We start from the raw sequence: 15,529 nt of genomic DNA on the forward strand, positions 1-15,529 counted from the left end.
GAAGGGCGGGTGGTTCTATGAATGCATGCTCTGACTAAAAGCGAGAATGGCTTGCTCGAAACACTCGATTGGAGGATGAGTGATTCCGGCTCCAATCATTCCGATGCCTGGATCCTTATGGGCAATAGCCGTGTTGATCACTGGCATAATGCTGGTTTGACCCACTTTACGAATATCGATTCCAGTAGGAATTCCGCGGAAGTTCAACAAAGGAATCGTCACATTTGGATTCTCCGTCGTAGTGATTTCCTTCATTTTCACAGAATAGTTCATGGCATCATCTACGGTTCCCCCAACTAATGCTACAATCGCCGGCGCGGTTGCCATGGCGAAGCCACCTATACCATACGTTTCGGTAATCGCACTGTCTCCGATATCGAGTCCCGAGTCTTCCGGCTTATACCCTGCAAACATCGGTCCGACAACCTTTTGCGCAGGACCGGTAAACCAGGTATTGCCTTGCATTCCACTGACACGAATACCAAATTCCACGCCATTGCGGGCCATCGTTGTTACGATGGTGCTATGCTCGATGCCATGGGCAGCATCAAGTGCACATTTACAAAGAGCCATCCAAGTTGGTCCGGAGAAATAATCACTCATTGCCACAAAGTCGAACACTTCGATTTTCTGCTCATTAGTAAAATCTGTTCTCAGGATAAGCGGCGTTAATGCCTGAATCAAAAGAGTTGTTCCAGCGTTGTTGCGGTTATGGCATTCATCTCCCATATGGAGCGCCTGTGATAACATGAGCCGCAGATCAATGCCGTTCTCAGAGAACTTCATCGCCTCACGCAGCATCGGTCCAAGCACATCTCTCATCCAGATCAAACGGGCAACGACCGTTTCATCGTTTGCACCCATCCGCAAGATTTTCGACAGTTGCTCACTAAGGTTCGTATAAGCGATGTTGCCATACGTTTTATTCTCTACAATGTGCATAAACATAGAGGCTGAGGTTACCCCTGCCATGGAACCCACACAATTATGCTCGTGACAAGGGGAGAACGTAATCTCACCTGATGCCGCTAGTTCGGCAGCTTCATCGAGATCCTTCGCCAAGCCCTCAAAGACCAAAGCGCCGGTAACTGCACCTTTCATGGGACCACTCATCTTATCCCAAGTAATCGGAGGCCCTGCATGTAATATCGTAGTCTTAGTCATCCCTGGTACGACGTTGATCGCTTGGTCAAAACCAACCAATACCGGTTGTGAATTCACGATTCGCTCTACAGCCAGCTTGTTGGCAGCCTCAATCTTTGCAGCAATTTCCTCTTGCTCTAACGCATCCAGTGCGGCAATTAATTCGGGCTTACCTCCACCAGGTGGCTTCCATTCCAGATGGGTTACGTTGCCTTTTTGCTTCAGGATATCATCCTTGAACATTTCTAGGCCGACATTGATAACGTGAAGTTCACTCTTAAATAACTCATTGATTCTGCTCATGTTATACTCCCTTCTCTACAAAACCTCTGGCAAGAAGTCCTGCATTCGTATTACTGCTTGCATAGGTAACACCCACGGATACCAGCTTATCAAGCTGTTCTTGGACCGAAGGTGTATCCAGATCGGTTCCAAGGACATAGCCGATAATCTCCAAATGTCTGCCTTCTTGTTCCGCTGCTTGCTTAGCCTCAATAATTGCAGGCACCATAACACCTACTGGATCCTCATGCGATCCATAGCCTAATACAAAATCCATAATGATCACGCCCACCGCCGGGTCCTTCGCTTCCTGCTTGAATCTGGCAATCCGTGAAGAAGGATCAATCATCGGATGTGGTTTGCCGTTAGTGAACCCATCATCCCCAAAGTCAATAAACGTATGTGCTTGGCTGATATGGATATCACCCAGCTGATATTCCGGATCTTTTGGAATGTTGCTATAGACATCGTCGTATTTCTCCATCGCTAGATACATTGCTTCATCACATAAAGTACCGCCGCAGAATAGCCCACGAATATACTTCTGTTCTGGCTTCAGCTTGACCTTAATCTCTTCAATCAGCGGAAGGTTTAGCGGATGCTTATCAATTTGACTCTCATCAATGCCGGATAGAATTACCGCCTTCAGCGCGGCCTCTTTGGTTGTTTTGGCAAAATGTCCACCTGCCTCCAGAACAGCTTCCTCCGTTCCTCCGATAAAGCAGACTACGACAGGCTTATGCATATTTTTGATTTCATTCAGCACTTTTTGTTCCACACTTTTGGCTGGTGGCTTGGAAATCAACACAATGATCTTAGTGGCTTCGTCTTCGTTAAGCGCTTTCATAGCATCAAGCATCATTACTCCGCCGACACGTTCACTTAGGTCTCTGCCGCCTGTGCCAATCAACTGTGAGATGCCTCCGCCAAAATCGTGAATCCGCACGCTGATTTCCTGACTTCCTGTGCCGGATGCACCCACGATGCCGATATTGCCTTTACGAACTTTATTGGCAAAACATAAGGCCATATTTCCAATGATCGCGGTTCCGCAATCCGGCCCCATCATCAGTAATCCACGCTCATGTGCTATTTTTTTTAATTCAATTTCGTCTTCTACGCTTACGTTGTCACTGAACATCATGACATGGAGATTATTCTCCAGCGCTTTTCTTGCTTCTCTGGCTGCAAACGCTCCGTTGACTGAAATCACTGCAAGATTAGCTGCTGTCCTATTCTTCACTGCCGACTCAATTGTTGGATATTTAAGCTCTGTACCGCCAACTGCACTGTCTTTTTTAATAAACAGCTCTTCGATTGCTCCAAAGGCAACTTCAGCCAGCTCAGGGGATGCTGCTTTGATTACGATCATCAGGTCACTATTCTTAGCTTCCTCTAGCTCAGGGGTTATCAGCCCTACATTCGCTAATACCTCTTTATTCATTTGAGTAGCCATTGCGATAAAAGCTTGTTCGACACCCTCTATTTGATTCGCTTTGGTCGACAACGACATGAGCGAGACGGAATCAAAGTATGTGTTTCTTTTAATTACTATTTTAGTCGACATATCTTACCTCCAACGTTGTTCTAGATTAAGATCCAAACCGCTAATGATCCCCAAGGCAATATCTGTTCCGGAAGAAGAACCTATATCCAGCACTGCCGATAAGCCAAGAAGCATATTTTCCTTACTCTCATACATGAGCGAATGCAGCATCTGACCCATTGACTCTCTCACCTGACCCCAAGCCGCTTTTTTCAGAGCCATATAGCTTATTTCATTCGTTAATTCAGCTGCTTCGTTCACGACTTCCCTGCACCACGGCTGATATTTATTAATAGGACTCTGAGGCAGATGGATCACAGCAAACAATCCAACTAAAAAATCATCTCCCGACGGAGTCAGACCTGGGCCTAATCCCATTAGTCGAATTGCATAATGAGCAGCATCTCCCATGCTGTCATTCGCCAAAGCATTTAGAAGACCTGAAGATCGCTCTTCCAGCAGCCGCATCGTTTCTCTCTCAAAGCAGCTAGAACCCGCAAACTGCTTCATACCGCCTGGTTTTCCATAGCTATTGATATAAGCTTTTGCCACAGCCAAATTATCTCTTAGCGTCTTTACTTCTTTTGGAAAAATAGATAGAGAGCTCTGCCAAACTGTCAGTTCCTTGATCGATATTGAAAGCTTAGTGCCAATATATAATTGATCATTCTCCGCAAAAACTTCTTCTCCCACAACCAGTCCAAGAACCGAAAAACTACTAACCTCTGTAATCAAAGTATTAGGCGCATTATCTACCCTACTGCTCGCAATGGTATATAATTCATCAGTTGCCTTGCACCTTACATTTATCGTCCGCTCAAATATGCTGTGTATATTTCCGAAAAATCTTGATTCTCGAATCCGATGAAAGAACGCGCTATCACTGGATATCCCAGCTTTTAAATAAGAGGTACACTTGCTCTGAGAATACTCCGTTTGATCGCCCCCTTGAGAAGGAAGTAGATAATGGTTTGGTCACTTATTGTCAGGTTATCCTATATAGAAAGCGTTCTCATAAAAAACCGTAACGGTTGATGATGAATGATAGAAGATGTTACACTCAGTTCATAAAATTCCAAGAATGATGAAGATTGAGCTGCTTTCTGTGTGAAAAAGGATATTTTTGTGAAATATATCACAGTTTAACGGTTAAACGTTACCTGACACCCTTATTGTAGTCCTCCGTACACTGGGGGTCATCATACAAGAACACTAAAAACAACAAGTAATCACTATGCACATTGCACAATGGGTGATGATGAGAGGTGTGAATTGATGCTAACGATAAAAGATATCTTACAAATCAAATCCATCGAAGGCATAAAGATCGTTGCGGGGCATTCTGGCCTAAACAATCAAATCTCCGTAGTTAATATCATCGAGAATCCGGACGTATTTGACTGGCTGACCTCGAACGAGCTGCTTTTATCCACCGGATATATCTTCAAAGACAGCACGGAGCTACAGAACAAATTCATTCATGAGCTGGTGGAGAATAACTGTGCAGGACTCTGCATCAAAATGAAGCGATATTTCGATGCTATCCCGCAGAACATGATCGAGCTTGCTGATAAGCATGGACTTCCGCTACTGGAGCTCCCTTTTGAATACACCTTGTCCAGAGTCATTGCGATCATTAACGAAAAGACCAACGCGGATTACGATGCAGTGAACCGACGTTCGCTCGACCTTCATAATGCGCTGTTCAAAATCGCGCTCGAAGGCGGCGGTATTGAGCAAATATCGGCGGAATTGTCCGACACGATCCATAACCCTGTTCTTATATTAGATAGAGACTGGAACCTACTCTGCTATACAGATCATAAGGACAACCCATCTCCACTTCAGGAATTCCTGCCACTGGTGAAGAACAGGCCTGTTTTTCCAACAGAGTTCACGGTAGCTTTCCCAAAGTATATTACTGAAATCAAAAAATCCATCAAACGCACCTACTATTCTCAGGGACAGCCGTACAAGTGCTGCATTATGCCGGTTTCTGTATCCAGTAATGCTTACGCGTATATCGTCGTTCTGCAAACGGTACGCAAGCTGGTTGAATTTGACTACACCGCGTTAGAGCATGTATCCACGATGCTTGCACTGGACCGGATCAAAGCCAAGGAAATCGAAGAGGTAAAGCATAAAATTAGGCAGGACTTCTTCGACGACTTATTAGCTGGCAATATTACTTCAACAGAAACACTGCATTCCCTATCTGCTATGCATGGGCTTAAAGTTAACTATGCGTATTACTGTACAGTTATCCATGTTGAAGCTACACAGCTGGAAAACTACACGGACATGGTTTATAGAAAATATGAAATGGAGCATATGGTCAAAAAATGTGTCAATTTGATCTATGGCTTGTCCAGTAATGCAGGTGGAGAGCTAATCTGTTACTATCGCAATCAGCAAATCATCATCTTGATCGGCAAAAATGAAAATAAACCGCCAATTTCCGTAAGCGATACGAAAGCCTTTGCTCAAGAGGTGCTGCAGTTGCTGGCTCAGGAAATGACTAAAAATCATTTTCTCATCGGCATTGGCAGTCAGTATAAGACACTTGCTTCGCTCCATCGAAGCTTCTTCGAGGCCCAGGAAGCTATGCGGCTCATGCAGCGGTTTAATAAAGACAGCCGGAGCATTGCTCACTTCGAGGATTATTCTGTCTATCATTTTCTGGATTCCAACATTAAGCCTACGGAAATGGAGACATTCTTTAACAAAGTTCTGGGAGGCATTCATGAACATGACCAGACGATGAACACGAGATTCATGTCTACCTTGGAGTATTATTTTATGTACAATCAGAATGTAACCGAAGCCGCCAAAGCGATGTTTATTCACCGCAACACCTTTATTTACCGGATTGATAAAATCAAAGATTTGCTAAATATAGATCTGAAAAACTCTGATGAGTTATTCGAGATTCAACTGGCACTTAACCTCTATCGATTGCTGCAAAGGGGTTAAAATAACGAAGGGTATTCCCAGCAACCATTACTCTAGTTGCACTGGAATACCCTTTTTTTCATAACGTCATAGCCCGTCCATATCTTGCTAAATATTCTTCCTTCTCCTTATAATCCGGCATTAGGCTTCCAACCCGTCGCCAAAAGGAGCGATCATGGTTCATATGCAGCAAATGACATAACTCATGGATGATCACATAATCGATAACCTCCACGGGAGCCATGGCCAGACGATAGTTAAAGGTTAGCTTTTTATCGGAGCTGCAGCTTCCCCATTTGGTCCTGGACTCTACAATTTCGATACTCTTAGGTTTTACTCTAAGCTGCGTCTGGTACCTAGTGATCCGCTCTCCTATAAGCTTCTTGCAGCTAGAGAAATAGAACTTTTTCAGCTTTAACTGAAGTTGTTCTTCACTTAGCTCCGCTGTCTCTATAAGCTCATGCAGAGAATAATATTTGCCTAGATACAGGAACTTTCCTTCATCTTCGTACGCTCTGATCATCTTTGGCGTTTCACGAGCCGCTTCGAGACTTTGCAGCTTCTCCACAATCATTTTGCCATTACGCTCAACCACACTTTTAATCGTCTCTTCAGATGTTTTCTTAGGTACCTTGAGTGTTATGCGCCCTGACGAATCTATATGAATGGAGATTTTTTTCCCGTTTCCATATTGAACATTAAACTCGATCACCTGATTGTCGTAATCAATCTTCATACCCACCATCGTTTCTATAAGATTATTCGCAATAAAAAAGAAGAACGCACCTAGGCGTTCTCCTATTTTAACACGATTCCTCAATACACCGGATATCCCGCTACAAACATTGCCAAGTAAAGTATACTACCCACAACAGATATAACAGTAAGTGCAACATCCTTCGGCTTTTCATTAGTAAGCGCAACGGCTGCAAAAGCTAGCGGAAAGGCAACAAGCAAATAACGCGGGGCTGACAGCAGCCAGGTAGCTCCCACGACGAAAGCAAAATACACGATAAAATAAGCAGTATAGGATGGCCGTAGTTTTCTTGCTCCCATAAACATGATAATTAGTGCTGAGAATATAGCGATTAAATTGGGCAGCCACATGCCGAGAAAAGAACGGCTATCTCCACTTTTAAAGGTGCCCACCGCATATTCCATCTGATATCTTACGGTATCGAAAAAGAGATAGAACTTCTGTGACCAATGCTCCCTCTGGTAAATACTGAACTGAAAAGCATTTCCCGTAACATAGTAGTTGATGTAAAGATAAGCCAGCAAACCCATCGAAATGATAGCAAGACAACCAATGGCGGTGGTCAGCTTATGTATAAACGCTTTTTTATCTAGTAATTTATAATTCCCTATAAGTTCCCGTGCAAATTCAATCGCAACCGGTACAATCAACAGCACCCCTGGAGAACGCGTATACGCTGCGAGTGCACCGCATAAACATCCGATGAGCCATTCTTTTTTTCTCACAAAATATAAACACAACAGCGATAAGGCCAGAAATAGAGATTCGGTCATAGGGATGAAGAAAAAGAACGCAGCCGGAAATATAAAAATATACTTCACTACTCGCATAGCACTCTTTCGATGCATGTCTAGTGAGGCAAGCTCATAGGCGACCAAGGCAGCAACAAGCGAGCAAATATTAGAAACGATAAATCCAGCGACGAGATAATTCCCTACGAATACCTGAACTACTTTAATTAGATTTGGAAAAAAAGGAAAAAAAACAATATGGTATTTCGGATCTCCCTCCGTCACATACCAATTCTCCGCGATGCCCAAATAATGTGAAGCGTCGATCCCCGATATATGCCAGGTCTCAGCTATCTTGTTAAACAAACCACCGGAATAGCCATTCTGTATGATCAAAAATATATACCCGATAATCATAAGCAAGACCCTACTAGCCACTACCCAGCCGATAATATATAGCCAAGCCTGCTTTCTGTCCCGTGTTTTATTCTCCAAAGTTACTTCAGGCGCTGGATTTGTCATAACAAAATCTGTCAAAACAGGTATAGTACGGAGTCCCAATAATATAAAAAGTACGAAACAGGCCACGGAAGCAAGGGTACCCATCATAGTCCAACTAGTGGTCGAGTTTACCCAGAAAATAGCCGTCACCATCATAATGAACATGAAGATGAAGGAAATGATTTTGTCGTGCTTTTTCATTTGAACCTCCAGAGATAAATTCTTACAATAATCTAGTTAAAAAAGGAAAATATTACGCATAGAAATATAATAGTCTCTGGAAATTTTTTTGTAAATCATTTCTTAGATCATCATAGATTCTAAAAAAGTCTATGCACTGAAATGCATAGACTGTATGTATAGCCCTATTTTAACAACTCTAACACGCCTTGAGGCTGTTGATTAGCTTGAGCCAACATGGCTTGTGATGCTTGAGATAGGACATTGAATTTGGTAAGCTTCATCATTTCCTTTGCCATATCCACATCTCTTATTCGTGATTCAGCTGCTGTTAAGTTTACTTCGTAATTGGTTAGGTTATTATGGATATGTTCTAATGCATTTTGATACGCGCCGTACATTGAACGCTTAGATGAAACGGTATTTATAGCCTTGTCTATTTTCGAAATCGCTAATTCGGCACCTTGTCTAGTTGAAAGATCTATATCCGCAATTCCCAGAGCAGTAGTTCTAGCATCTGTTAATTTAACAGCGAAGTTATCCCCAGAGTTTGCTCCCACCTGAAGGTTTACTGTTTTGTAATCATATGTGGTACCAGGGTTTGATCCGTAAGATACATTGAAATTGGTTATTCCAGTTGTAGTTGAAAAAGTGTAACTTCCGTCATCATTACTAATAATGTTATTTAATCGATCCGTAGAGCCCCCACCATTTAGATTAACATTAGCCAATTCATTTCCCTGTGAATCAAAAATGGAAAGACGATAATTATTATCTACTATTCCTCCAACGATGTAATTCCCATCTTTCATTTCTGTAATGCTAGTAAGTTGACTGGAGTTGGAAGTTTCATTTGAGATATTCTTCTCCCATAATACGTTTCCACTACTGTCTAGTTTATAGATTAATCCACTAGTTTTAGTAGAGTCGTTATAAGAACCAACAATTATGGCCCCTCCATCACTGGTTGCGATGGCGCGGTAACCTTCATCATCCCCAGCAGCACCGACTCGTGTGTCCCATAACGGATTTAAGTTACTATCATATTTCACAACCCAGCTTGACTTATCGGTATAAGAACTGTTTAGTTTGAGACTTGATGAACCAATAGCCAAATAACCGCCGTCAGCAGTTTCAATAATAGAATTAAATTCTTCGCTTCCATAGCCAACAGGATTGGATTGTGAAGAACCCACTATCGAGGTGGATTGTTGCACACCACTGCTATTAAATTTAGCCATAAGGCCATCCCAATTTTGAATACCGGAACCCGTCCCTGCCACAATAAAGGAACCGTCACTAGTCTCAATTACTTCATTCCCCATAATGGAGTAGACGCCAGATACCCCTGTACTCCACTGCTCATTCAAATTCCCATCCCATTTAATTATATTTATCCTTTGATCGGAAATTGCCCCTGCTGAGAAATCATTTCCTAATAAAATATAACCACCATCACTAGATTCCTTAATACTATACACATCCATATTAGGAATTGCTTGTGACCAAACCAGATTACCCATACTATCTAATTTGAAGGGATTATTACCGGGAATTCTTATTCCGACGTAACCTCCATCTGAAGTCTTAGATAAATCTCTGGCAGGTATGTTAGCTGTCCAGTTCGTACTTATATTGCCCTGTACTGGGGTAATATTCGTGTTTACTTCGAGGTCATTATTCAATAAATGAATTCCATTAAATTGAGTGTTATTAGCAATATCATTTATCCCAAGCTTTATCTGCTCAACTTCTTTTTGAATCAATGTTCGATCAAAATTTGTTAAGGTATCATTTGAAGCCTGTATTGCAAGCTCCCGAAGTCTTAGCAGATTAGGATCTTGTATAGTTCCAAGTCCACCCTCAGCAGTCTGAATTAGTGAAATACCATCCTGTGTATTCCTTGCTGCCTGAGATAATCCACGAATCTGTGCTCTCATTTTCTCAGAAATTGCTAATCCTGCAGCATCATCTGCCGCTATATTTATCCGAAGTCCAGAAGATAACCTCTCTTGTGAACTTGTAATAGATTTATTATTTTTATTTAATCTGTTCAAACTATTTAAAGACGTGATGTTGTGACCGATTCGCATTTAATCACCTTTCAATTGTTAGTATCTTCTATATCGGATAGTCCTTAGTAATTTTTTAGGTCAAATTACCCGTGTCTTAAGGCCTCGCCTTAAATTCCCACCGTCCCCCGCTGAAAAGTTGAATATTCACATACTAAAACGGCGATCTATCACCGGTTAAGCACCGACAACAGATCACCGCTAAAATTCTGACTAGATCATTATCATTCAAACGGATAAATCCAGAAATGCTCTGTTCCAAACCGAGCTTGGATCTCTTTATCATTTAAAGGTTTGCTGCCCAACAGCTCAGCAGCTTGGAATTGGGAACGATGCGCCTGAATGGACGCCATCTTGTGCTTGAGGAAATCTCTCACATCATTGATAACCTTTGGCTCCCCAATCTCTACAATATTATTAGCAAAAGCTATACAGTGAACAGGAGGTCTTTCTTCCTTCGGCAATCTTGCAACGGTTCGGATCACTGCAGCTCCAGTAGCATCGTGATCAGGATGAACGCTGTACCCTGGATAGAAAGTGATGATCAGCGAAGGTTTAAGCTCTTTCAAGAGCGCATCAATCTGCCCATCGAGCAAGACTTGATCTTCGAATTCTATCGTCTTGTCGTGAAAACCAAGCATTCTTAAATCCTGTATGCCAATAGCCTCGCAGGATTCCTCCAGCTCCTTCTTACGTATTTCCGGGAGGGTTACCCGATTCGCAAAGGGCGGGATGCCCATATTTCGGCCCATTTCTCCAAGCGTTAGGCATGCGTAGGTAACTTGGGTCCCATTTTGTATATGTTTGGCAAGGGTCCCTGATATACCGAAGGCCTCATCATCCGGATGTGGCAAAATAACAAGAATATGTTTTTCCACAGAACTCTTCATCTCCTCTTCCATTAGAACGGCTCTCGGCTTAATTGTAACGATACGATCAGTTTGCCTTGAGCATCATGTCCAGCCATAATCAATCTGCCTGTCTCACTCTCTTCATAGTGAGTTAGCCCTTCTGAGTAAACCCAGCCCTGCGACATTTTTAAGCCGACCCGATAAGGACCGTTGCCGGAAATCGAACCATGGGAATATCGAATAATAGCATTGGTAATAAAAGTAGCGGCTGGATGCTTCGAACTATCTAAATGGGCAGCGTAGGCTCCCGTTGTCATCTCAAGATGGATATATAGATCCTGATCTTTAAGCAGGTCGATCCTATCTTGTACTTCCGATTGATTGATTAGCTGCAATGTTGCGCCTCCGTCTCTGACTGAATATATACATACAAAAAATAAGATCCATACCTTATAGAAGGACGGATCTGTTATATGATAAGCGGGTCCGTATTTCTTTTCAAAGTATAACGTGCAATGCTATGTAATTCAATGGATAGAGCGATCCCCTCCAAGTGTAACAGTAATGGACTGGCTTTTTACTGTTCACCTGAAGGGGATAATATCACTAAGAGGTTATGCAGTTTATATTAGATCACAAACTGATCTAACATCTTTATGATGACTTCACGTTTTACAGGCTTGCTGATATACTCGTCCATCCCGGCAGCTAGACAATTTTCACGATCACCCTTCAAAGCATTAGCCGTGACCGCGATGATCGGCGGACATTTCTCTTGATGCTCATCTCTTAACATCTTCATAGCCTCTATACCGTTCATAATGGGCATGTGAAGATCCAATAAAATAAGATCAAAGGGTTCTTTCCGTGCTGCTTCAACCGCATCTATGCCATTTGTGACGGCGATAACGCTGTGACCCATTTTTTCGAGTATTTTGGTCAGCACTAGCGCATTGATAGAGTTGTCTTCAGCAAGTAAAATTCTTGCCTCACGTGCGGTATGAAGCTTGTTAATGTTAGCCTCTTGGCTAGGAATTACCACTGATTTCTTGGGCCTGATTGTGAAGGTAACCGACGTACCGCTCTTGCCGTCACTCTCCGCATAGATCTCACCACCCATCATTTCGACAATTCTGCGGCTGATGGCAAGGCCAAGACCCGTGCCTTCGTGTCTCCGCATCATAAAGCTATCCACCTGCTCAAACGGTTCAAAAATATCAGTAAGTCGATCAGGATCAATTCCAATGCCAGTATCGGTTACCGTAAAGGCCAGCAGGAAGGGATCTTCCTTTACAAGCCTCACTTTTACCGATATGCTGCCCGCGGGTGTGAATTTCACAGCATTCCCTAGCAGGTTCAAGAACACCTGCTTCAAGCGTTCCTCGTCACCGTAAATAAAGTCAGGAACATCATGATTTATGATGCTGGTGAGCTCCAGATTTTTTTGTTCAGCTTTTATTGCGATAACAGAAAAGCTGTCCTTGAGGCAAGTCCGCAGATCGAATGTATCCTCTTGCAGCTCGCTACGGCCTGCCTCAATTTTTGAAAGATCAAGGATATCATTGATTATATTGAGCAGGATTCCTCCGCTTTTGCGAATGATTTCTACATATTCACGTTGTTCTTCATTAAGCTCTGTTTCAAGCAAAATATCAGTCATGCCGATCACCCCGTTCATGGGAGTGCGAATTTCATGACTCATCATAGCCAGGAACTCACTTTTAGCTCTATTCGTGGACTCTGCGGCTTCCTTAGCTAGCGACAATTGCCTTTGCTCGGAAATGTCCTTGCATATAAGGTAAAATCCGATATTATGATTGTTCACATAAATGGGTGCAATACTGGTGAGCACTTCAACTACTTCGCTTTCCTTAGTGACAAGCTTATTGATATACTGCTCAACCGTATTATCGTAAAGGGCTCTTTCCAGAATGCGCTGGACATTCTCTTCTCCAATCAGACTCGCAAGCTTCATCCCGATCAACTCGGACTCGATGGCGTAGCCCGTTATCTTTTCAGCCATACTATTAGTGTTAATGATTCGACCGTCAAGGTCAAAGGAAATGACGGCGTCATGGTTGTATTTTTTAAGCGACGTATACCGTTCAACAGACTCCTGAAGGCGTTGCTCGGATTCCTTTTGCTTTGTAATGTTAACGATTTGGCAAATGAAATATGCTGGCTGGTTCGACTCGTCGCTGAATAAGTGGAGAGTAAGCTGTCCCCAAATATAATCTCCATTTTTTGTGATAAACTGCTTTTCCATCTGCACTTCTGTTTCCTCACCCAAGAGTGCTTTTAAATCATGAAGGTTGCCGAAATCTTCGGGGTGAGAAAGGTCTTCTAACCGCATCCCCTCAAACTCTTCAGTGGAATAACCAAAAGTCTGTTCAAAGGCTGGGTTTACGGTCAGAATCAAACCATTTGGCGCTAAAAGGGCGATCCCAAAGGAGGCGTGATTAATCACCTGTTGGTTGAACTGTTCCTGGTTTAGATTTACGCGATGCATAGCGACCTCCATGGATGATGTGATTTTTGCGTGAAAAAATAGACCTTCTAATTAGAAGGTCCTATTTATAGCTTATAGTCTAATTTACCCACTTTGTTGTTAATTGAATCCGTTAATTTAACGGGATCGAATAGAACACTCTGGACCCCTTATTGTTCGTATACCAAATGATTTTGTCCCCACTAATAATAGGACTGCACTCTGATAAGGCAAAATGCTTGATCGTTTGGATGTCGCTAGTAGCTTTTCCCGCTCCATCTATAAGAACATATTTCAGATCACCCGGATGATTCTCTTTATCAAACTCCTGCCACAGCACCATCATTTTGTCGTCTGTGATTTTTACTAGTTTAGGGATGGACGCGATCAGGTTCGTGCCTACATATTTAGCCAAGGTGATGTGATTCACCGAAGTACTGCTCAGGTTGGACTTGGGCAACACACTAAGCATGACATCCCTTTGGTCCGTTTCTAAACCCACCATCTCATAAGATGTATACTCTTTGACTAGTGAATGATCTACCGAATTCATAGCGACTATATAGTTCGCCGAGGACAGCTCAAATCCGCCTATAGAAACACCCGTCGCGTTAGCTCCGATTTTGCCGGGAATATTAAATAAGTCTACTTCGTTATAACTGGCTCCGTCTCCTTTATTCAGAACAATCGAACGGGGATAAGCGTCTCCATGATCGACTAGAACATGCGCTGCACCATCAAACAATACATATTGGTCAAAAGAGTGACTGACATGATTCTTCTGGAATCTTCCCAGATCATTGGTCACAGTCATGGATTTAGTATTTACGATAATAGTAAGCTGGGATTGATGATTTAATTTATCTTCTGTCGTGTATCTTGTACGTGAGGTATGAAATACAAGCGTATCTCCAGCCTCAGCCATACTACCGGAGCCTGAATCAAACGGGCTAACGGTATAGCTCTCCCCACCTTTTACGGAGACACTGTCTACTCTATTGAAGCTTTTATCATAACGGACAATACGAATGACTTCTTTACTATCATTCTCTTCGCGGTTCTCTTGGCCAAAAGCAATATAGTTATACTTCTCCCCACTAAAGAAGCCACCAAACACCGGAAGCTCAAAAGGAATGCTCTTATTGCCTGTTAGTTCGTACTTCTCATTGTACGTTTCAATCGTAAACTCTTTGTTCGCCTCAATGACACTTACAGTCCCATCCTTATTATTCACAAGATAAGAAGAGGCCGTACTTTTCCATCTAGGAAAATAAGAAGATTCCCCGTTACTCTCAACTACAGCCGCCGTCTTTACCCGGTAAGCATGATCTGGGATTTTGGAAAATAACGATATGCGATCAGACTGAACGTCAAATTCAATATCGAACGGGATTTTACCCGCCAAATCTCTCAACTGAAAATAATTGTTATCATCAATATTGTAAGCCGTAATAGACTGCAACTGTCCATTGACCAGCACCTTAGAGTTGGAAAGCGTAGCTGCATAATTTTTATTGCGGCTATAATAGTTGCTCGTAGTTTTCTTTTCGGGCGTATAAGCTTGTCCAGTTATGATCTCAATCGCATTGTTCGCTTTATTCCAAGTGATATCAAACTGGCTGCTCGTTCCCGAGAAATACTCTGCCAAATCGCGTAGTCTGAAATAATTGTTATTCGATATGTTGAACCCATTCAGGTTCCGCTGTTCTCCATCAAAATATGTACTGCTCTCTGTTGCCTTAGCCTTCACCGTATTGCCCGCAAAGGTTGTAGTGCCGAGCGCTGGTATAACCAGTAATAACATCAGCAATATACTGAAAATCCTCTTCATCCGTCTTTCCTCCATTAGATATATTCATTAGCTATTATATTTATCGGTAATTTGCTGTGCCGCCTTAATTTAGAAAGGAACGTCAAAAAGCACAATCTGCATAGTCTCGCGATCTTCGTTCTATCGTTTGGTTGCAGGTAATCCGTCTCTCAAGAAAAAAGCCGGCCAAACTCAGGACAATACCCCTGAAATTTA

At 42.6% G+C, this 15,529-nt stretch carries 11 protein-coding genes; 1 reads left to right on the forward strand and 10 read right to left on the reverse strand.

Annotated elements, in window-relative coordinates:
- Positions 1 to 15: 15 nt before the first annotated feature.
- From NST45_RS23430 to NST45_RS23440, 3 genes are read right to left on the reverse strand one after another with little or no spacing between them, the layout of a single operon-like run.
- The gene (locus tag NST45_RS23430; protein WP_076142351.1) at positions 16 to 1,446 is read right to left on the reverse strand and encodes a DUF1116 domain-containing protein; all 1,431 of its coding nucleotides are present in this window, start codon (positions 1,444 to 1,446) and stop codon (positions 16 to 18) included.
- A gap of 1 nt (position 1,447) precedes the next feature.
- Positions 1,448 to 2,992 (reverse strand): acyl-CoA synthetase FdrA, encoded by a 1,545-nt coding sequence (fdrA, locus tag NST45_RS23435; RefSeq protein WP_036684874.1) that lies wholly within the window; start codon positions 2,990 to 2,992, stop codon positions 1,448 to 1,450.
- A 3-nt stretch (positions 2,993 to 2,995) separates the two neighbouring features.
- Positions 2,996 to 3,706 (reverse strand): DUF2877 domain-containing protein, encoded by a 711-nt coding sequence (locus NST45_RS23440; RefSeq protein ID WP_081383599.1) that lies wholly within the window; start codon positions 3,704 to 3,706, stop codon positions 2,996 to 2,998.
- Between the two features lie 540 nt (positions 3,707 to 4,246).
- On the opposite strand from NST45_RS23440, the gene NST45_RS23445 reads away from it, so the two are divergent.
- Positions 4,247 to 5,944 carry a PucR family transcriptional regulator gene (locus tag NST45_RS23445; RefSeq protein ID WP_038568767.1) on the forward strand — a complete coding sequence of 566 codons (1,698 nt, stop codon included), beginning with the start codon at positions 4,247 to 4,249 and terminating at the stop codon, positions 5,942 to 5,944.
- 58 nt (positions 5,945 to 6,002) lie between these two features.
- On the opposite strand, the gene NST45_RS23450 is transcribed toward NST45_RS23445, so the two are convergent.
- From NST45_RS23450 to NST45_RS23480, 7 genes are all read right to left on the reverse strand, one after another.
- On the reverse strand, positions 6,003 to 6,659 hold the full coding sequence (locus NST45_RS23450; RefSeq protein WP_038574107.1) for a SprT family zinc-dependent metalloprotease: 657 nt from the start codon (positions 6,657 to 6,659) through the stop codon (positions 6,003 to 6,005).
- 80 nt (positions 6,660 to 6,739) lie between these two features.
- Positions 6,740 to 8,113 carry a hypothetical protein gene (locus tag NST45_RS23455; RefSeq protein ID WP_076142352.1) on the reverse strand — a complete coding sequence of 458 codons (1,374 nt, stop codon included), beginning with the start codon at positions 8,111 to 8,113 and terminating at the stop codon, positions 6,740 to 6,742.
- A 164-nt stretch (positions 8,114 to 8,277) separates the two neighbouring features.
- Complete coding sequence (locus NST45_RS23460; protein ID WP_036684867.1) at positions 8,278 to 10,185, reverse strand: flagellin; 1,908 nt, start codon at positions 10,183 to 10,185, stop codon at positions 8,278 to 8,280.
- Between the two features lie 203 nt (positions 10,186 to 10,388).
- Positions 10,389 to 11,042, reverse strand: a complete 654-nt coding sequence (gene bshB2, locus NST45_RS23465) for a bacillithiol biosynthesis deacetylase BshB2 (protein ID WP_038574105.1) — start codon at positions 11,040 to 11,042, stop codon at positions 10,389 to 10,391.
- A gap of 23 nt (positions 11,043 to 11,065) precedes the next feature.
- Positions 11,066 to 11,410 (reverse strand): YojF family protein, encoded by a 345-nt coding sequence (locus NST45_RS23470; RefSeq protein ID WP_036684865.1) that lies wholly within the window; start codon positions 11,408 to 11,410, stop codon positions 11,066 to 11,068.
- A gap of 233 nt (positions 11,411 to 11,643) precedes the next feature.
- On the reverse strand, positions 11,644 to 13,524 hold the full coding sequence (locus NST45_RS23475) for a PAS domain S-box protein (protein ID WP_339823978.1): 1,881 nt from the start codon (positions 13,522 to 13,524) through the stop codon (positions 11,644 to 11,646).
- Between the two features lie 112 nt (positions 13,525 to 13,636).
- Positions 13,637 to 15,334, reverse strand: a complete 1,698-nt coding sequence (locus NST45_RS23480; protein ID WP_339823980.1) for a hypothetical protein — start codon at positions 15,332 to 15,334, stop codon at positions 13,637 to 13,639.
- Between the last annotated feature and the right edge of the window lie 195 nt (positions 15,335 to 15,529).

It is taken from the genome of Paenibacillus sp. FSL R7-0163 (assembly GCF_037969975.1).
GTDB lineage: Bacteria > Bacillota > Bacilli > Paenibacillales > Paenibacillaceae > Paenibacillus_AQ > Paenibacillus_AQ odorifer.

Excerpts from the sequence above, each read along its gene's own strand:
- NST45_RS23430 (WP_076142351.1), bottom strand. The coding sequence starts at position 1,446 with ATGAGCAGAATCAATGAGTTATTTAAGAGTGAACTTCACGTTATCAAT.
- fdrA (WP_036684874.1), bottom strand. The coding sequence starts at position 2,992 with ATGTCGACTAAAATAGTAATTAAAAGAAACACATACTTTGATTCCGTC.
- NST45_RS23445 (WP_038568767.1), top strand. The coding sequence starts at position 4,247 with ATGCTAACGATAAAAGATATCTTACAAATCAAATCCATCGAAGGCATA.
- NST45_RS23450 (WP_038574107.1), bottom strand. The coding sequence starts at position 6,659 with ATGAAGATTGATTACGACAATCAGGTGATCGAGTTTAATGTTCAATAT.
- NST45_RS23455 (WP_076142352.1), bottom strand. The coding sequence starts at position 8,113 with ATGAAAAAGCACGACAAAATCATTTCCTTCATCTTCATGTTCATTATG.
- NST45_RS23460 (WP_036684867.1), bottom strand. The coding sequence starts at position 10,185 with ATGCGAATCGGTCACAACATCACGTCTTTAAATAGTTTGAACAGATTA.
- NST45_RS23475 (WP_339823978.1), bottom strand. The coding sequence starts at position 13,524 with ATGCATCGCGTAAATCTAAACCAGGAACAGTTCAACCAACAGGTGATT.
- NST45_RS23480 (WP_339823980.1), bottom strand. The coding sequence starts at position 15,334 with ATGAAGAGGATTTTCAGTATATTGCTGATGTTATTACTGGTTATACCA.